The organism is Providencia sp. 2023EL-00965 (assembly GCF_033550225.1).
GTDB lineage: Bacteria > Pseudomonadota > Gammaproteobacteria > Enterobacterales > Enterobacteriaceae > Providencia > Providencia manganoxydans.
The window spans coordinates 131,872-151,446 of the sequence record NZ_JAWUEH010000005.1; the positions used below are offsets into that span (position 1 = coordinate 131,872).

The following is a 19,575-nucleotide window of genomic DNA, read 5'->3' on the forward strand; positions in this document are numbered from 1 at the left end:
TCCACATCAAAACAATGTCACGCGAAACCCTGGATTTAAAAAGGATTCACGTGGTGTATAATCTAATGTCTTTCCATTCCAATCTAGCACTTTCGCTCCCGCAGCAATTGCCACTGCATGGCCCGCGGCTGTATCCCAAATATTGGTAGGCCCAAAGCGTGGATAAAGTTGTGCTTTGCCTTCAGCGACTAAGCAAAACTTTAATGATGACCCTACAGCAACGGTTTCATGACTTCCCATTTGATTGAGGTAATCACGTAATTCACCGTCTTGATGGGAACGGCTAATGACTATTGTAGGTGGCGTCATCTCTTTGACATGAATAGATTGCTTATGGCCGCCTTCTTCCTTCCATGCTTGATTACCTTCAGCATAGTAAAGTAAGTTTTTTGCTGGTGCATAAACCACGCCCATGACAGGAACACCATTTTGAATCAACGCGATATTAACGGTAAAGTCACCATTACGGTGGATAAATTCTTTGGTACCATCTAACGGATCAATTAACCAATAACGTTGCCAATTCTTACGTTCATCCCACGATGGTGGTGCTTCTTCTGATATTTGAGGAATTTCAGGCGCGATCTGCGTTAATCCTGTTGTAATAATATTATGAGCAGCAATATCGGCAGCAGTTACAGGTGAATCATCACTTTTCCGTTCAACCTGTAGCGGCTCTTCGGCGGTATAGTAACTCATGATGGCAGAACCCGCGTCTATAGCCAGTTCGCAAATTTGTTTTAACATAATTCACCTCTCTCCCGCTAACTGTTAAAACTAGGTTAGCAGTCATAAGCCATTGATGCACCTTTTTCCTATAAACCTAAACAACAAAAAGTAGAGATAAAAAAATAGCGGGTGTTTAGACCCGCTATTTCTCAATCCAGCAATAAAACGAATTACAGGATATCTAATAATTCAACTTCAAAAACTAAAGTGCTAAATGGTGGAATAGATGCACCCGCACCACGCTCACCATAAGCGAGTTCAGAAGGAATGTAGAGCTCCCACTTAGAACCAACAGGCATCAGAGTCAAAGCTTCAATCCAACCAGGGATCACGCCACTAACAGGGAATTCGGCTGGCTGACCACGTTGTACTGAGCTATCAAATACAGTGCCATCAACCAAACGACCAGTATAGTGCACGCGAACGCGGTCGCTACGAGTCGGGATAGCCCCCTCACCTTGATTGATAACAGAGAATTGCAAACCTGAATCTGTGGTTGAAACACCTTCACGTTTTTGGTTTTCTTCTAAGAACGCACGGCCTTCGGCTGCCATTGCTTCTTGGCGAGAAACACGGACGGCATCAGCACGTTCATGAATTTCACGTAGCGCTTTATGTAGTGCTTCAACAGGAACTGAAGGCATATTACCTTCTAGTGCATCAGTCAAGCCAGCAAGGATCGCTTCAGGCACTAAGCCTTCTAAGCCTGACTCTAATAGTTGTTGGCCCACTTGTAAGCCAATCCCATAGCTTGCTTGTGCTTCTACTGAATCAAAATTTTGGTTTGCCATGAAAATACCTGTATGGTTTTAAGAAAAAACCAAGGATAACAGCCTTACACTTATGGGTAAACCTAAACGATTAGCTCATCCTTCTTCATATCGCAATACTTTATTTAACGCACTAAAGCTGCCTAAAGGCCTTTATGACATATTACATCGGTTTTTTAATCGCTGTAATATGTCAATTGTCTACAACTCTGATGATAGTTGTTTCAGTATAAACCCTTCTAATGAATCACTAATTTCTTCTAACACGCCAGCAAGAGATGACCAAACTAAAATGGCACCTATATCATTATCATATAGGTAGAATTGCCCATCGCCAGCATCCATGAGTGGTACAGCAGATGCTGGAAAGTTCGAGTTTTCCTGACGCAATTCAGGGGTTGAACGTAAAATATTCAGCCATGATGTTTCTTTAACCCCTAATCCAAAAAATTCATAAGAGAGGTAAGAAAGCACCCCAAAATTCAACAACCACTGTTTATATTCCGCAGAAAATGTCATGTTCAGCGTCTTTTCAGCTTCCGTCAACTCCGTTAACGTTGCAGGGCGAGTCAGCACATCATGGCTCTTCGTAAACTCAATTAGCTTATTCATTGCATTCCCTCATTTTGTTGGAGTTTAATTTCTTCTGCGCGAGCTTTCCAATGTTCTGCCCGCTCCTTATTAAAGTCATTGCGGTCAATTTCAGATTCTTTGGTCACATCATGAAGAATTTTATTATTACCGCCCCCCATATGTTCGCTGCGAGTTAGCTCAGCTAAAGGAGAATCTGTATTTTGACCGATATGATGAAGTTCGTAGGGTTTTCCATCCGCATCTAATGGTGCCAATCCTTTTTCCATCCGCTCTAGATTGGTTTGCCCAAAGTCATCGGTTTGCTCAAGGTCAATGTCTGTTCGGATCAATGCATCTTTACCATTAATTTCTGTACATTCTAGCTCTGCATCTAAATATATTTGAGCTTCTTCTTCACTGCCGATACGTTCTATAACATCGTCACTATAATCATGGTCACTCATGATATCTTTTGTTTCAGCGGTGAGTTCATGCCTTAAAGTTGTCGATTCTAAAGCGATAGGTTTATCTAATTTAGTGATATCAATATCACGAATATCAATTCCTTTAGATAACCCTTCTTTAGCAAACTCTTTTGCTATTTCCCTGATAATGATGTCACTCATTGTATGGCTTCCTTTATGTGATTATGCCAGCCCGAATAAATTTTTAACCCTTCCTCCGAGCGCTCTGAAAGATCTTTCATCATGCACTGCTGCAATGTCACCATCAGATCAAGAGGAAGCTCACCGATACGTTGCTTGATTATTAAATTCAGCGCATGGTTTAACTCACTAAAGCTTTGACTACTTTTGCTATATGCTATGACGTCATTGCGACAATCTAATAAATCCACAACATGGTTAGCTAACTGAGCAAAATTATCTTCTTGCTGTAACGTTAGCTCCCCCGTTGATTCAAACTCAGCAATAAAATCACGCAATAAAATTTGTTGGCGTGTTGAAAGATTTAGACGCTGGATCATGGCATATAGCTCTTGGCTATTCACTGTCGTTAACTTGGGTAATCGATGATTTAACATCCAAGACAACAATGTTTGCCAATCTTGTTCAGTGGTATGCTGACGAGGTAATTCACGCTGATAGTTCCAACATGTTGAAGCTTCTTGAAACTTAGCCACTCGACATAAAACAGGCTCTAACCAATCATTTTGATATACCACTGCGACACCGCGCGGCAAGCGAGCAAGCTCATCGAGTTGATCATCATTAAGTGCTGCGGATTTACCAACTACTCGGCGATCAGTTTCCTCAGGTAGACGTAAAATGATTTTAGTATTGGTATTACGTATCGCAGCCATATCGACAGCAGAAGGTGACTGATCTGCAATAATAAACCCTTCTCCCCATGTCCGCATTTCGGCTATTGCATTTGCTAGCATTTCGACTGCCTTGCCTGCAATATCGGCTCCTTCTCCACCTTGGCTACCATTACTCCGTTTCAGCAAATGGTGCGCTTCTTCAAGCACCGTAACGTGCCGTAGTGCTTGGTTCATCTCTGGAGTTGCTGCCCGATGTTCATTTAGGCGGATCACTAATATTCCAGTAATAAAAGATTTAGTTTCTTGCGAACCAATACGACTTAAATCAATAATACAATTGCGATCAAACAGTACCGTATTATCAATTTCATCATCATTGAAAATTTGGCCATTTAGCCCGTTTGTCAAAGAATTAACTCGAGTCACTAAAGAACCGATATAGTTGCTTTTCACTTCCTGTGACCATTCCGAACGCTCAATTACCGTTTTCAATTGCTCTTGTAGATCGACAAAGGTTGGAAATAATGCGGGCTGACAACAATTTTGTGAACTGACGAGATCCCATCCACATGCAGTATAAGATTGTAAAATAGCATCTTTTAACACTGCTGGCATTGCGGCATACATAGGCCAGCACATCGTGAAAACTTCAACAAGGCGGTCTATATGCTCAAAAACATGAGTTTCAGCAGGAAAACGGAAAGGATTAATACGTAATAAAGGTGTGTATTGAGCATTGGAACCAAACACAGCAACGTCGTCTCGTTGACCAAATACGTGTTTATACTCTCCCTTCGCCGGCTCAATCACTAAAAATGGAACATTGTGTTGACCTAGCTGTTCAAGCAAAGCATACACAGTATTGCTTTTACCTGCCCCAGTAGAGCCAGTGATAAACAGATGGCTCGTGAGTTGGTCAATATCCAGTTCAATCGGTGTAGCTAGGTCATTCCATAAATGGCGCATTTGCCCAAGTTTAATCATCCGCTTATTGCAGTTAGAAAACTCAAGACCATCTAAATGTTGTACCTTGCGTCCAAATGAAGGAGTCTGTAGCACAGCAACCGTAGAAGTAGAGCGACGTGGTAAACTCAATTGAAGTGCCATTTCTTTACTTGATACCAGTGTCGCAGGGCTGATCCAATCTATCGACAACATTGGTGCAATTGCGGGTTTTAACGGCGGATGAGCCAATACAGATAGCCAATCTAAAATAGGTTTTTTCGCTTGTGAATTCCATGTTGTTAATGCGAAATCTTCTGTACTTGAGCGCGTACCTCGCATCAATCCTAAAAATAGACTAGCCAAAGATTCGGAAGAGGCTGTGCTATCACCAATAAAATAAGCAGCAGTTTGCCACCCACCATAAGTACGAGCTTCATTCACTCGCTCTAAGTGATGGTCAATTTTCTCCAGTAAGTTTTCAATGGTTTTATCATTCACTTCCAACGAAATTTGTTGATTACTGCCGACTGTTTTATTGATTGATTGACCATCAGTACGTGTGGTTGTGTTGGTTTGAGTATTGGTTTTTGAATCACTCTGAGACCATGTCGACCCAGTCGTTTCCGATGATCCTTCTGTAGAGCTTTCATTCACACTCACATTATGACTGCGATTTAACAGTGCTCCTTTGATCATCCCTTTAAGACCTGCTGCGATCGAGGTTTCTCGACCACTACGATAACCATCCATAATATCGGCGACCATGCCTGATGTGTTTTCAGCTTTCGCAGATCCTTGAGTGGTTGAAGTATTAGTGCCTCGTGTAAAAGAAGTCCCCTGTGAAACCGTCATACCTAAGCTTTCGCCCAGCGACTCACTAATACCTTCGCTGATGCTCAACCCGACTGTATCACTATCCTGAATACCAAAAGAATACTGACGTTTAGCGAGCACCGATAATTGAGAAGAGACTTTCTCATAACCAGTACGAATACGATCGAGATCTTGTGGCGACACAGGTTCCGCAAGAATAATTGCTTGGTAAACTCGGTTTTCAGCAGCATCGATAAAGTGTTCCAAACCTTGCATAAAGTTTTCACGTTCATCCGTTGCTAATGATGGCACACTCGTCACCGCGGTCACTGACGTTGCAGGGTTTTGTTTTTCTTCAGTAATACCATTCAAGCGCTGAGTGGTTTCTGCTGCATTCAAAGGAACTAACTTACTACCTGGAAAATGTCCTTTAAATGCCTCATTCAGCAATTCACCTGAATTATGGCCTAACATTTTTCCCGGTGTACCGCGGGTACCGATACAAATTTCAGTTTCGTCACCATCAGATTTCAGAAATAGAAAGACGCCATAACCCGCAGCACCTAAGGCAGTATAGGCGGCAGTGGTACTTTCAAGTACCGACTGTTTGTTTTGCTGAACAATACGTTCAATGCGAAACAAACGAATATCACTCGAAGGGTTAATCGGCACCCCTTGATAGTCACTGAGTGAGATCACCGGATATTGGCGTAGCTCTGCTAAATAGCTACGGTTGATCAGTAAATTAGCTGAAGCCAAAGAGCCTGCTGCACGCTTTTCCATTTCTTGAATTTGTCTTGGAGCCATCAATGAATTAGACATATCTTCCCCTACAATAATGCAATAATAGCCAATGCCAATACCGCGATAGCACCACCAATTTTCACAGCCAAACTAAGAACTGGCGGGCGAGCTTTCTCGCTTCGTGCTAATGACGACGGACTCGTTTGATAAACGGTATTTGATGTTTTTTGCCCAGCGGAGCTAGTTTGGGCTTGCGGTTTAATGGCAGGTTGATAAATAAAGCGTTCAGTATTTTTTTCACGCAGATACTGATACATCTCCACTAAATGTTCAAAACGCGCTTGAGAAAAGTTTGAGTTTAAATACGCGCAATGCAGATAATAACAATCTGTATCCCATTTTAGTTTATCGGTTTCTAATGGCCTTGCTAACGAGTCTTCTTCATATGGCACAAATAAATTAGCCACATTTTTTTGCGCCCACAGCATCATTTGTTGGATCTCTTGCTGAAGATGACGATTATTTTCTAATTCAGCTAACAGTACTGCGCGTATTTGGTACACAGATCCAGACTCTATAGCTGAAGATAAATTTTGTGTGGGTATAAAATTGTGATCGAGCTTGGGCACAGCCTTAACTTGTTCTAATGAAGTCTCCTTCTTCACTACAAAGCCGACATCGCCTCTTTCTGATAAAAATTGGCAAACATCGACCAAATGGCTTGCTCGCTCAAGCGAGAAGTTTTCTTTTAAACTATTTTTTTGCAAGTTGAAATACTGGCTATTCCAATCAATTCGGTCTTGATTAATTGGATCAACTAATCCCCCCTCCTGATGAATTTGAAATAATTCAGGCTTATTTTCCGTGAGCACCGTTAACATTGATGTCAATAAAGTGAAATCACGTTGTTCACTTTCTAATGCTGCAATAAAAGCGGTTTTTAACTCTGCAATTTCAGGCTGTTGATGTGTCATATCCCCCCTCCTTAAACGCTCAATGTTTGATCAAGTTGAGCCTTAAATTGCTTAATCCAAGCTTTTTGTTCATGTGCTTGAGCAATAGCGATTTCGCGAGCCTCTTGGTTGACCAGTTTTTCCTTCAATGAATCAATAATTTGATTAAATTTACTTTCGAACTCACGATCGATAAAGGCGAGATAGCTTTCAACCAACTTATTTTTATCTTGCTCGGTTTTCTTTTTGGCATTGTCCAGTAGCTGCATAAAATCCGCTTGCAATATACTTCTGCTTTCATCCCAAAGAGGTACCATATCGACATATTTAACATCACGATAATCCCATACAGTACGCGTTCTCCCCCAACTGAACGGATTCCACCAACTAGAATCACTCACTTCTCGCGGGTTATAGCGTTCTTGTTTACTTTTCACATGCTGGCTATTGAGGTTTAAATTGAGAGAAAAATCAGCAATTTCTTCTTTAAGCCCCTGTAAAACAGGCAAATTTAATGTACGGGCATCATCAAATAAAGTGCCAATATACTGCTTATATTCATCATGTAGCTGCTTTTTAATCAGTTCTTGTGAAAGTTGAAAGGCATTTTCACAGTCATTAACCAATTCTTTGTGCAAGAATTCAGCGTTACGCTTAGCTTCATCAAGAATACGTTCAGCTATATTGGGGGTTTCCTGCTGATTTTTCTGGAATTCAGCACCTATTTGAGCGATTTCTTTACTCACTTTAGCCATTTGTTGGGTAAATTGGTTGGCAATAGGTTGAGGAAGCTCTTTACCTCGATGGCGCAATTCCTGTTTATAGCTTTCAGTATTCGCTCCTTCTTTACGGCGCTGCTGTAATATTTCAATTTGCTCATTAAGCAATGCGAGCTCTTGTTCGTCTTGCTCTAATTGCTCAGTAAGTTCCGCTTCGCGCATACCTTTTTCAATCGCTTGGTTCAGTGCGTCATAGGCGCGTTTTAAGCGATTAGGGAAAGTATATTTCTCAATATATTCATCGATCATCACTTCAACCGCAGGCAAACCACTGCGGCGCTCAACACTGGAAATTTTTCTTTCTTCCAATGCACGGCTAACACGTGAAGTTAATGGCATATATGAAGGTAAGTTCATACTCGCTTCTTCAAGGAACAGCTCCGTCATGGTATTGAGATCACCGCGTTCTTTACGTGTCAGATCATCAGGATTTTTGCGTAATAAACGAGTCAAGTTAGCCGAAATTGGGTACACCTGTGGATTTGGAACACCATTATTTTCTAAGTACGCTTTAACGCGTTCTAATGCAGCACTGACATTTTCACCATTTTCAGGGTCAAAGTTATCCATTTTATTGACGGCAAAAATAAAACGATCCTTACTTTGCTTACCACCACGAGCCATCGTTTGTGCTACTAAACGCAATAAGTTTTGGTCGTCATTGATCCCTAATTGAGAGGCATTTAGTACATATAAAATCAGCGGATTACGATAAGAATCTTGAATGAAGCTCATGGTGACTCGTTCATGATCTTCATCTTGACTGTTATTCGGGCCAGGAGTATCAGTGAGTACTAGGCGCACATTTTCACGCTCTTGCATGGAAACAATATCGCCACGTAAATCGATTTGACGAGTATTACTCAGCATATTCCATTCTTTAAGTAACTCTGATGTCACTTCAACTTCTTCACTAACAGAGGAATCGGCATCAATACGGCGCCCCATAAACTGGCTACCAACCGTTTTGTCATCGGTAATTTGCGCAATGGTTGCTGTCGTTGCTTCGTTCGCTGCGGGTAATAAATCTTGTCCCAACATGGCATTAATCAATGTTGATTTACCTGAAGACATGGTGGCAACCACATACAGGTTAAAATCACGATTAAATGCTTCTTGGAACCCTTTGCTAACGCTTTCATTGTTTTCAATATATTCATTGAACTGCGGGTTTTGTTTCGCTTGTTCCATCAATGATTGAATTTCGCTCAGTCGATGTTCTACCTCTTTGACTGGTAACCATTCGACTTCAATTTCCATACCATCAGCACGAGCCGCTTCAGCTGCATCAAGGATATCCATGTAGTCGGATTCAACCCCTTTAAACTCAACACTAAAATGAGTTTCACCATTAAGTTGACGACTGAATTCTTCAAAAATCGACTCTACCCACATTTGTAAACGAAGTTCTTTATAGCTAGATAATTTACAACCTTCAGCTGGTTCTGAACCATTAATTAAAAAATGTGTTTCCACTATAAAGGGATTATGTTCAATATAAATCTTATTCATAATAGACTCTTAAAGATAATGTTTGAGATAAAGTTCTAATGCAGTTAGGCCGCTGTAATTTATAAATTGCATAAGCTCTTGTTTACAAAATTCGTTGTTATTTAGGTGAGGTGTATGTGATCCCTCTATTTTGTTTAACATGACACTAATTTTATTTGGGAGCTGTGCCGCATGGTTTAAAAGATGTTTATTGTGACGAAAACGAATCAACTCATTTTTTAAACAGCTACGCTGCAAACGCGTTGTTGAAGCGTTCGCTAATATTTTTTGTGCAATTAATGCCGCATGCATCATACTTGGAATAATAACTGGTTTAGAAAAGCCAAGTTTTTCTAAATATTGTTGTGCAGAGTTAACGGTATTTTGAATGCTTTCGTCTTTTTCTTCATCAATCTCATCAATTTTATTCAATACAAATATAATTTTCTTAGCCGGATGACTTCCTAAATGTGACTTTATTTCGCTTAATAAATATGCATCATCCTTTGTTCCTAATTGTGTTGCATTAAGAACATAAATAATCATCCCATTTTGGCACTCGTTTAATGCTTCATTAAATAATATCGCATGGTTTGGATCTTGGCTGTTATTTGCACCAGGCGTATCATAAATAATGGGTTTAAAAGCACTTGAGGCAAATCGACTAATATAATGGCTTAATTCGATATGCTTAACTTCAGGGTGTGCATTCCATTGATGGAGTAGTATATTATCAATATTATCTCTCCATTCACGACAGTTCCCATTCCAATCAAAACAAGCACCAGCAGTGCTATTTTTGATAGTTTTCGAATGATGAATTCGAGTAATTGAGGCTGTTGCAGCTTCATTCGCCGACCATAATAAATCAGATCCTAACAATGCATTAATTAAGGAGGACTTCCCTGCACTCATCGTGGCAGCAACAAAAATATTTACTGTTTTGGGAATATTGTTAAGATTATTTTTCGATTTTCTCTTGATACGTTTTCTGAACGATGTCATGCTGTTATCTACTCTTTTAGCCAATCTCGTATAGTGGTAACTAGCTCTTCTTTTAAGTAATAAGGCTCGATTATCTTAATATGTGGTATCCAATATTGAACAGTTGGTAGAAGTTCTGTTGGATGCGAAATTTTTGTTGAAATAATAAGATCACCATCGACAGTGTGATGCTTTATCTCTTGCTCATTGAGTAGCTCACGACGTAAAAAATACTCAGCAACATGAGATGAGACACTCAAGGTTACCTCTACTTTTTGTGTGCTCCCCCATACACTCTCTTCCTGATCGACTTTATCCAATATTTCTTTACTAGGAATAAATGTATCGAATGTACAATTGAGGTTAGTTATTTTAATCAATGAAAAATTTTTAATTTTATTATTATGAATAGCAGCGAGATACCATATCCCATTGTAGTTCACCAATTTATATGGCTCGACAGAATAACTTTTTTCTTTACCACGTCCTGAATAAAAAAAAGATATTTTTCGATGCTCTAAAATGGATTTTTTTATTCTCTCAAAGTCATCGCTATTTATTTTCTCTGTAATATATTTATGCCCATGAACAATAACTCCATTTTCATGTTCACCCTTAAGCAAAGAGTTAATGGTTTCTTGGTTCAGCCTAGGAAACAATCCATTAACACCTACTAAACGTGAAAATAACTCAATGCTGTCAATATCAGATTTTTTATTTATTCGAGTAACAAGAGAATATCCATAATTTTTAGGATCGTGAGAAATGCCAAGAAATGACAATCTCTCCTCAATATCTCTACGAATAGTTCTTTGATGAACACCATATTCTTCAGCAAGCTTAGCTAAATATAATGTTTCACCTTGAAAGAGTCGTAATATAATACTAGCAAGACGAGAAGCCAGTATCGAATTTCTATTTAGCATCCAACATAATCCAATTATTCTAATCAATTGATTATATCACCCGACATTGACAGGATGTGTCACTCAATATTGATTTTTATAATTTTTTTGTAACTTCATATAATTAATAGAAAATTAAATTACTATTCATTAAGTTAAATCACTTATCACCTGATTGGTATTCATACATATATAAGATTTTCAATGGTTTATTTTTTTAATCTATGATCTAAATAATTCTAGATAAGCTCGACAATAAGCGAATGAATTACTAGTTGCATAGAAAATACAAGCATTGGCGTCAGTAAACATAGTCACCATACCTTAGCGAAGGTGCTACAACTTGAAGTATCACGAATATATATTCAAAGCACGCCTAGGTGGTAGACCACATAACCGCATTTATTAACAATTCGATGAATAACCAGTACATTTCTGATTTAATATTTCAGTGATTAAGGCTATAACAAGTTTCAAGCCATCTATACTCTAAATAATTTGAGGGATAGCTAGGCAATAAGTGGATGAGTCACTAGGCGTATAGAAAATACGATGACTGTTACGAATGAACGTCATCGCCATAGATTAGCGAAAAGCGCTGCAACTTGAAGTATGTCAGGTATATAAACACGCAGTATGTTGAGTTATTTTGGCTCTATAAGCTATCTTTCTACAAAAAATGCCCAAACCTTTCCTAGACAAGGAGGAGCCATGTTTAAACTTTCGGTATTTCATCGTATTGGTATCGCTATTTTAGCCATTATCATTATAGCGGCACTATTTTGGCCTACAGGTGAAAAAAACACCGAAAGCCAAATTACGCAAAATCAGCCTCAACCGATTGTTGTACCACCACCGACAACGCCTGAAATCATCACCTCAACACCAGAAGAGCCTGTCAGTAACGGGGACTCTGAGCAACCACAAATAGGCTTACCGACTGAACCTGAAATAGTTCAAGAGCCTCCAGAGGATCCTGCGCCAGTTGATACCACTCCACCAGCGACAACGACACCACCAAAACAAACGCAGCAGCCGACGACAGCATCTCAACCATCGGCAAATGAGTGGCGGAATTATCAAATACAGAAAGGAAAAACACTCGCGCAGCTATTTCGTGATAATAATTTGCAGGCTAATGATGCCTTTGTCATGGCACGAGCCGAAGGGGCAGAAAAACCCTTAAGCAACTTACATAAAGGCCAAAAAGTTCGCTTAAAAGCGAATGCTAAAGGTGAAGTAGAGGTGTTGGAGATCACCACTCCAGATGGAAAAACCTTTAGTTTTGCTCGTTTAAGCGATGGTAGTTACTACCGTACACCTTAGTTTTAGTAAAATCATTTATTACAGACAATAAAAAACACCGGACCAGCCGGTGTTTTTTTGTGCCATCAGTAAACTCATGGCACTACCATCATTATTGATTACTCAGCAACGATGATAACGTTCAGCTCTGCAAAAACATCGCTGTGTAACTGGAAGTGAACTTCGTGGTCACCAGTAGTACGCAGAACGCCGTTTGGCAGGCGAACTTCGCTTTTCGCGATTGCAACGCCAGCTGCAGTTACTGCATCAGCGATGTCACGAGTACCGATAGAACCAAACAGTTTACCTTCGTCACCCGCTTTAGAAGCGATAGTGACAGAACCCAGTGCAGTAACAGATGCTGCACGAGCCTGAGCTGCTGCTAGAACGTCAGCTAATTTAGCTTCCAGTTCAGCGCGGCGAGCTTCGAAGAATTCGATGTTTTTCTTAGTTGCAGGAACAGCTTTGCCCTGTGGAACTAAGTAGTTACGAGCATAGCCCGATTTAACGTTAACCTGATCACCCAGGCTACCTAGGTTAGCTACTTTATCAAGCAGAATAACTTGCATTACCTTATCCTCTTAAAGTCGTTAATGGACTGTACCAATTACTGATGACGATCAGTATATGGCAACAGAGACAGGTAGCGAGCGCGCTTGATAGCACGAGCGAGCTGACGCTGATATTTTGCACGAGTACCGGTGATACGGCTTGGTACAATTTTACCACTTTCAGTGATATAGTTTTTCAGCGTTGCGATATCTTTATAGTCGATCTCTTGAACGCCTTCCGCTGTGAAACGGCAGAACTTGCGACGACGGAAATAACGTGCCATATGGCTAGTCTCCAGAATCTATCAAATCAATCTGCTCGGCATGAAGGACCAGTTTACTTAGGCCATTGCGCCCTTGGTGGGTGCTAATAAAACCAGTGACTGTAATCCGACTGCCGACCGTTATACTGTGAGTATGGGCTTGTAAGGTTTGTCCGCTAGCAATTATGGGCATTCTGCACCATGCTTGCCGAGTCAACCCAGCTTCCTGTTGTTCCGAACGATGTTCTAAAACAAACTGGCAGTGAGGGATGCCCGATGGACTCACTTTTCGAATCAATGCTTTACAGACTGTACCTGTGAGCACCAAACGATTAGTGAACACCTGCGCAATTACTCTTCAGAATCCCCAGCTTCTTCAGCTTCTTCATCCTGATATTCATCAGACAGGTCACGGCCACGACGTTCGTCTTTAGCTTTAACCATTGGAGAAGCTTCTGTTACTGCGTGTTTTAAGCGCATAACCATGCTGCGGATAACGGCATCGTTGAAGCGGAAGTTAGTTTCCAGCTCATCAATCGCTTCCTGTGGAGCTTCTACGTTCAGCAGAACATAGTGAGCTTTGTGCAGTTTATTGATTGGGTAAGCCAGTTGGCGACGGCCCCAGTCTTCTAGACGGTGGATTTGACCTTGTGCGTTAGTGATAACAGCACTGTAACGCTCGATCATACCCGGAACCTGTTCGCTTTGGTCAGGATGGACCATAAAAACGATTTCGTAATGACGCATTAGTAGTTGCTCCTTACGGATTATTCAGCCTCCTGTCAGGGTTAACCGCGGCCCGCGGAGGCAAGGAACTTATTGAGTGCGGCTAAAAAATTGACGCGTAACTATACCCATCCCAGAGGAAAAACTCAAGGGATGGCGACAAATTATTTATTTTGCACTGCGCTGACGTACAGCTTCAAATAAACAAACACCTGTCGCTACAGAGACATTCAATGAAGAAACCGTGCCCGCCATTGGAATACTAATGAGCTCATCACAATGCTCACGGGTTAAACGACGCATTCCTTCACCTTCAGCGCCCATTACTAGAGCCATTGCCCCTGTCAGTTTACTTTGATAAAGCGTATGGTCTGCTTCACCAGCAGTACCGACAATCCAAATATTATACTCTTGCAACAAACGCAATGTTCTTGCCAAGTTAGTCACACGGAACAGTGGTACACTTTCTGCTGCACCACATGCCACTTTTTTGGCAGTTGCATTCAATTGTGCGGATTTGTCTTTAGGCACAATCACCGCATGTACGCCTGCCGCATCGGCACTACGTAGGCAAGCACCCAAGTTATGGGGATCTGTCACACCATCTAAAATTAATAAGAATGGCGCTTCTGTACTTTCCAGAAAATCAGGTAAATCACCTTCTTGATACTGTTTACCCGGCAGCACCTTTGCAATAATGCCTTGATGCACAGCCCCTTCCGTTTGTGTATCCATCCATTGGCGATTAGCAACTTGCACAACAATGCCAAGCGCCTCGATTTCATGAATAATCGGCATCAAACGGCGATCTTCACGCCCTTTTAAAATATAAACTTCTTTGATCCGTGATGCATCACGATCAAGTAAGGCTTTCACTGCATGAATGCCGTAAATAATTTCGCTCATAAATATCTTTTTTGTTGATGGAATTCAAGGTGACATCACGTCACCTAACCTAATTTGTTGGCTCACAGTTTGGGGTAGCCTACGCTACCCCCTTTACTTATATTAGCCTGCTTGCTTCTCAGCTTTTTTTGCTGCGCGTTTTGCTTTTAATTTTGCAGTGATCTTCTTCGTCTTATCAGAGGCTTTTTTCGCTTTTGCCTTGGTATCCGCTTTTTTATCGGTTTTTTTATCCGTTTTCTTGCCTTTCTTCTCTGAACGACGGAAAGCTGAATCAGGTTCGAAATTCTTTTCTTTGCTGACATCACGCTTACCACGCGCTGATTTCGTGGCATTTTTAACTTCTTTTTTCATTTTGTCACGAGCTGTTTTGCCCGGATTTTTCGCCTTACGCGTTGTTGAGATCAAGGCGAAATCAATGGTGCGCTCATCCATGTGTACTGCTTCAACACGGATTTCCACTTCATCGCCAAGACGATAAGTGGTACCTGATGATTCACCAATCAAACGCTGACCGACTGCATCATAGCGATAATAATCGTTATCTAATGTCGAGACATGAACTAAACCATCAATGAATAAGTCATTAAGGCGCACAAAGAAGCCAAAACCGGTAACACTGGTGATCAAGCCTGTAAACACTTGACCCACTTGATCCTGCATAAAGTCACATTTTAACCAATCGGCGACATCACGAGTAGCTTCATCAGCACGACGTTCAGTCATTGAGCAATGCTCACCGAGTTGTAACATGCTATCCATATCAGAATGCCAGCCACCTGTTGGTGTCCAACGATGATCCGAATGCCCCTGTTCTTTCGCCAGTAAATATTTGATCCCCCTGTGCAAAGTAAGGTCAGGGTAACGACGAATTGGTGATGTAAAGTGCGCATAGGATTTGAGTGCCAGCCCGAAGTGGCCACGATTTTCAGGATCATAAATCGCTTGTTTCATGGAGCGTAAAATCATCGTTTGCAGCAATTCATGATCAGGGCGCTCTGCCACATCATTCATCACTTGAGCATAATCTTTCGGCTCTGGTTTCATGCCACCCGGTAATGTGAGTCCCAGTTCACTAAACACCGAACGCAGGTTCATCACGCTCTCTTCTTTCGGGCGGTCATGCACACGATATAGCGCAGGTTCTTCATTTTTCTCAACAAAACGCGCCGCTGCAATGTTGGCTAAAATCATGCACTCTTCAATTAACTTGTGAGCATCGTTACGCTCGACAGGTTCAATACGTTCAATGCGTCGCTCGGCATTAAAAATAAATTTCGCCTCTTCCGATTCAAACGAAATTGCACCTCGCTCAATACGCGCAGCATCTAATGTCTTATACAGTGCATGTAGCTGCTCGATATGCGGAACTAATGTTTTGTAATGTTCACGCAGCTCTTCATCACCCTGCAAAATTTTCCAAACTTTTGTGTAAGTCAGCCTTGCATGTGAATTCATCACCGCTTCATAGAATTTAAAGGATGACAAACGCCCCGATGCTGATACGGTCATTTCACAGACCATACACAGGCGATCTACCCCTGGATTTAATGAGCAGAGGCCATTGGATAGTACCTCTGGTAACATCGGCACTACCTGTGATGGGAAATAAACGGAGTTACCACGGCTTCGAGCTTCATCATCAAGGGCTGTTTGTTGACGTACATAATAGCTAACATCCGCAATCGCGACCCATACACGCCAGCCACCACCTTTTTTCGGTGCACAATGTACTGCGTCATCAAAGTCTCTAGCATCTTCACCATCAATGGTCACTAATGGTAAATCACGCAGATCGACTCGACCTTTTTTAGCTGACTCAGGTACATGTTCGCTTAAATCAGCAACCTGCTTCTCAACTTGAGTAGGCCATGTGTGTGGAATTTCATGGGTACGCAAAGCGATTTCAACCGCCATACCTGTGCCCATGCTTTCACCTAAAATTTCAATAATGTTACCTACTGCTTGAGCACGGCGCTGAGGTCTTGAAACCAGTTCAACCACCACCACATTGCCCATGCGAGCACCATTAATTTGATCTTTAGGAATTAAAATATCAAAACTTAAACGGCTATCATCAGGCACCACAAACCCCATACCTGATTCAATAAAATAGCGACCCACAATTTGATTATTACGTGGTTCAAGTACACGAACGACTCGAACTTCAGTACGCCCTTTACGATCTTGGCCATAAGCTTGCGCTAAAATGACATCACCGTGCAGGGCGCGTTTCATTTCATCTTGTGAGAGATAATAATCTTCTTTTTTACCTTCAACGCGCAAAAAACCATAACCATCACGGTGACCAATAACTTTACCTTTCAGTAGGTCTAAGCGCTCTGGTAAGGCGTAACATTGACGGCGAGTGAAGACCAATTGTCCATCGCGTTCCATTGCCCGCAAGCGGCGGCGCAAGGCTTCGAGTTCTTCTTCTGAAGAAAGGTTTAATAATTGTGCAATTTCTTCACGTTTTGCGGGTGCAGTCCGCTTGGTCAGGAGTTCAAGAATAAACTCTCGGCTCGGAATAGGGGATTCGTATTTTTCTGCTTCTCTTTCCTGAAAAGGATCATGTGACATCGTTACCTCCGTTGTCATCAGAATTTGTTATTACTGCCTATCTAATCAAGCAGTAATTGATAAAGCGGGCTGTTGTCTTTGACCATATCAGCCAGCGTATGTTTATCAAGTTCTTGTAAAAATTGTTGTATCGCCTGATGAAGCACACCCTTCAATCGACAGGCTGGTGTTATATGACAAAATTCGCCACTACAGTTAACTAATGTTAAGGGTTCAAGTGCCCTAACAACATCGCCAATGCGTATTGTTTCTGCTGCTTGGCCTAATGTAATCCCGCCATTCTTACCACGTGTTGCTTTAATATAGCCAAGGTGACTGAGCTGATTAATGATCTTAACCATATGATTACGCGAGACACCATAAACTTCAGTGACTTCTGTGATACTGGTCATTTTCCCCTCAGGGAGCGATGCCAAGTATATCAATGCACGTAATCCATAGTCCGTAAAACTTGTTAGCTGCACAATCACCTCAAAATTTTTGGCTAGGCCAATGGCAATCTCACCATCTGTGCCTTTTCAATCTCAAATTATAGAAAAATTATTGTCGACGTGTTGCGTGAGGCCAATACCTTAATCACCACTAGACTTCACGTTATTGGTCTTCGCGCTACAGTCACTCAGTATCAGTAATCCTATTCTCAAATGAATAAACTCACCCTAACAATAAGATAATGGAGCTAATTTCGCTTCAATTTGACATCACAAAATAGCGTTTAACTTAACTTATCAACAAAGAAAAATGGCTCTATCATGAGATAGTAGGATCAGCAATTACCATTATAGGGTGTTTAGTTGTCACCCTTTTTCGCTCTACCTTGACAACAAAGAATATCAAAGAACAATCGAACACATAATAGCACATATTTTTTAGCGACTCGTGTTTCTTGAGCTTACCTTAGTTTATCTATACTGTTTAGAAAGAGTCATAACGGAATAGATACTGCTGGATCCACTTTTAATATCAAATCTTTTAATTTGATCTGCTTTACAATGAACGGTTAGTACCATAAAGAGGTGACATAGGAAATTATGGAACAAATTATTGAAATATATAATTATATATCAGGGAACACCTTCTTAATGACTTCCCTTCTAGTGGCCATATTGCTACTCACATGGTTTGTTGGAAAAGTGATTTTTTTGCGGTTTGCTAGAAGATTATTACCATTACTCACTAATTTAAGTGATGATGAGTTAATTGATGGAGTTGCGCGAAAAATAGCGTCGATCGTCGCCGTGACGTTAGTACTTTATATCAATCAGATGCTGCCTTCATTTTCTGATGAAGTGAACATTACCTTTAAAACTATCTGTTGGGCGCTGATTATTATTAATGTTGCCGCATTAGTGAATGATGGGCTAGATGTATTTATCCTGCGCCAATCAAAAAAAGTGCTACATCGCAATAATTCGATCAAGGGCTATATTGAAATAGCTAAAATTGTCGTTTGGATAATTTCCTTTATCTTGATCATCGCATTGATGACCGAACAATCTCCAATCATTATCATTTCCAGCTTCGGTGCTATCGCGGCAGTATTAATGTTTGTATTTCAGCATACACTGTTATCGTTTGTCGCCAATATTTTGGTATCAAATGGAAAGGTATTAAAACTGTATGATTGGATCGAATTACCCAGCAGTAATATCAGCGGAGAAGTCATTGATATAGCACTACATACTATTACGGTTCGAAATTGGGATAACACTATTTCACGTATTCCCACCAAAGATTTTTTGACCGAAAAATATACTAACTGGCAACCGATGTTTTCTTCAGGAGGACGTCGCATTAAGCGCAGCTTTTATATTGACCAATCGTCTATCTGCTTTGCAACTGAAGATCTGATCAGCGAATTAAAAAATACCGCTCCGTTACGTCAGAGTATAGAAAATATGCTAGAAGAACGAGGTGATATCGGTGATATAAATGACTGGATAATGAATAATGGCGTCACTAACCTACAGCTATTTCGAAAATATATTTTGAATTGGATAAAAATGCGCGGTGATGTCAGAACCGATATGTATTTAGTCATACGTACCATGCCACCAACACCCAATGGACTACCTGTCGAAATCTATTGTTTCACCCGTTCAACCACTTGGGTTGAATATGAAGAAGTCCAATCGGAAATTTTTGAGTATGTTAATGCGTCTGCAAACTACTTTAAACTACGGATCTATCAACACCCATCCGGAAGTGACTTAGCGAGTTTAAAATATCGGTAACAAATAACAAAAAACACCGAATAAATCGGTGTTTTTTCATCTGCT

The 19,575-nt window shown here is 40.8% G+C and carries 18 protein-coding genes; 2 read left to right on the top strand and 16 right to left on the bottom strand.

Annotation, left to right across the window (positions count from 1 at the left end; genetic code table 11):
- Positions 1-6: 6 nt before the first annotated feature.
- The 9 genes from cysQ to SC428_RS08845 all read right to left on the bottom strand — a co-directional run bounded on the left by cysQ (position 7) and on the right by SC428_RS08845 (position 10,989).
- Complete coding sequence (cysQ, locus tag SC428_RS08805) at positions 7-747, bottom strand: 3'(2'),5'-bisphosphate nucleotidase CysQ (RefSeq protein WP_318707125.1); 741 nt, start codon at positions 745-747, stop codon at positions 7-9.
- A 152-nt stretch (positions 748-899) separates the two neighbouring features.
- Positions 900-1,520: an FKBP-type peptidyl-prolyl cis-trans isomerase gene (locus SC428_RS08810; protein ID WP_070925638.1), complete on the bottom strand. Its 621-nt coding sequence runs from the start codon at positions 1,518-1,520 to the stop codon at positions 900-902.
- 180 nt (positions 1,521-1,700) lie between these two features.
- Positions 1,701-2,111 (bottom strand): SMI1/KNR4 family protein, encoded by a 411-nt coding sequence (locus SC428_RS08815; protein WP_283125987.1) that lies wholly within the window; start codon positions 2,109-2,111, stop codon positions 1,701-1,703.
- Positions 2,108-2,698, bottom strand: coding sequence for an HNH/ENDO VII family nuclease (locus SC428_RS08820; protein ID WP_318707130.1), 591 nt, complete (start codon positions 2,696-2,698; stop codon positions 2,108-2,110). Before SC428_RS08820 ends, SC428_RS08815 begins: the two co-directional genes overlap by 4 nt.
- The gene (locus SC428_RS08825) at positions 2,695-5,934 is read right to left on the bottom strand and encodes an ATP-binding protein (protein ID WP_318707132.1); all 3,240 of its coding nucleotides are present in this window, start codon (positions 5,932-5,934) and stop codon (positions 2,695-2,697) included. The genes SC428_RS08820 and SC428_RS08825 overlap by 4 nt, the downstream gene beginning before the upstream one ends.
- Positions 5,935-5,942: 8 nt before the next feature.
- The gene (locus SC428_RS08830; RefSeq protein ID WP_318707134.1) at positions 5,943-6,830 is read right to left on the bottom strand and encodes a hypothetical protein; all 888 of its coding nucleotides are present in this window, start codon (positions 6,828-6,830) and stop codon (positions 5,943-5,945) included.
- An 11-nt stretch (positions 6,831-6,841) separates the two neighbouring features.
- Positions 6,842-9,100: a dynamin family protein gene (locus SC428_RS08835; protein ID WP_283125991.1), complete on the bottom strand. Its 2,259-nt coding sequence runs from the start codon at positions 9,098-9,100 to the stop codon at positions 6,842-6,844.
- A gap of 9 nt (positions 9,101-9,109) precedes the next feature.
- Positions 9,110-10,084, bottom strand: a complete 975-nt coding sequence (locus tag SC428_RS08840) for a dynamin family protein (RefSeq protein WP_318707137.1) — start codon at positions 10,082-10,084, stop codon at positions 9,110-9,112.
- 8 nt (positions 10,085-10,092) lie between these two features.
- On the bottom strand, positions 10,093-10,989 hold the full coding sequence (locus tag SC428_RS08845) for a helix-turn-helix transcriptional regulator (protein ID WP_283125993.1): 897 nt from the start codon (positions 10,987-10,989) through the stop codon (positions 10,093-10,095).
- 690 nt (positions 10,990-11,679) lie between these two features.
- Between SC428_RS08845 and SC428_RS08850 the strand changes: the two genes are divergently transcribed.
- On the top strand, positions 11,680-12,294 hold the full coding sequence (locus tag SC428_RS08850; RefSeq protein ID WP_070925640.1) for a LysM-like peptidoglycan-binding domain-containing protein: 615 nt from the start codon (positions 11,680-11,682) through the stop codon (positions 12,292-12,294).
- 98 nt (positions 12,295-12,392) lie between these two features.
- Here SC428_RS08850 and rplI read toward each other — a convergent pair whose 3' ends face one another.
- From rplI to nsrR, 7 genes are all read right to left on the bottom strand, one after another.
- The gene (gene rplI / locus SC428_RS08855) at positions 12,393-12,842 is read right to left on the bottom strand and encodes a 50S ribosomal protein L9 (protein ID WP_070925642.1); all 450 of its coding nucleotides are present in this window, start codon (positions 12,840-12,842) and stop codon (positions 12,393-12,395) included.
- 38 nt (positions 12,843-12,880) lie between these two features.
- A complete protein-coding gene (rpsR, locus tag SC428_RS08860) occupies positions 12,881-13,108 on the bottom strand; it encodes a 30S ribosomal protein S18 (RefSeq protein WP_000135199.1) in 228 nt (75 codons plus the stop codon).
- Between the two features lie 4 nt (positions 13,109-13,112).
- On the bottom strand, positions 13,113-13,430 hold the full coding sequence (priB, locus tag SC428_RS08865) for a primosomal replication protein N (protein ID WP_070925644.1): 318 nt from the start codon (positions 13,428-13,430) through the stop codon (positions 13,113-13,115).
- An 8-nt stretch (positions 13,431-13,438) separates the two neighbouring features.
- Positions 13,439-13,834 carry a 30S ribosomal protein S6 gene (rpsF, locus tag SC428_RS08870; protein WP_070925646.1) on the bottom strand — a complete coding sequence of 132 codons (396 nt, stop codon included), beginning with the start codon at positions 13,832-13,834 and terminating at the stop codon, positions 13,439-13,441.
- A 147-nt stretch (positions 13,835-13,981) separates the two neighbouring features.
- Positions 13,982-14,719 carry a 23S rRNA (guanosine(2251)-2'-O)-methyltransferase RlmB gene (gene rlmB / locus SC428_RS08875; RefSeq protein WP_140181087.1) on the bottom strand — a complete coding sequence of 246 codons (738 nt, stop codon included), beginning with the start codon at positions 14,717-14,719 and terminating at the stop codon, positions 13,982-13,984.
- A gap of 102 nt (positions 14,720-14,821) precedes the next feature.
- Complete coding sequence (gene rnr / locus SC428_RS08880; protein WP_318707145.1) at positions 14,822-17,296, bottom strand: ribonuclease R; 2,475 nt, start codon at positions 17,294-17,296, stop codon at positions 14,822-14,824.
- Positions 17,297-17,337: 41 nt separating this feature from the next.
- Complete coding sequence (gene nsrR / locus SC428_RS08885) at positions 17,338-17,760, bottom strand: nitric oxide-sensing transcriptional repressor NsrR (protein ID WP_070925675.1); 423 nt, start codon at positions 17,758-17,760, stop codon at positions 17,338-17,340.
- A gap of 567 nt (positions 17,761-18,327) precedes the next feature.
- Here nsrR and SC428_RS08890 point away from each other — a divergent pair.
- Positions 18,328-19,530 (top strand): mechanosensitive ion channel family protein, encoded by a 1,203-nt coding sequence (locus tag SC428_RS08890; protein ID WP_318707148.1) that lies wholly within the window; start codon positions 18,328-18,330, stop codon positions 19,528-19,530.
- The last annotated feature ends 45 nt before the right edge of the window (positions 19,531-19,575 follow it).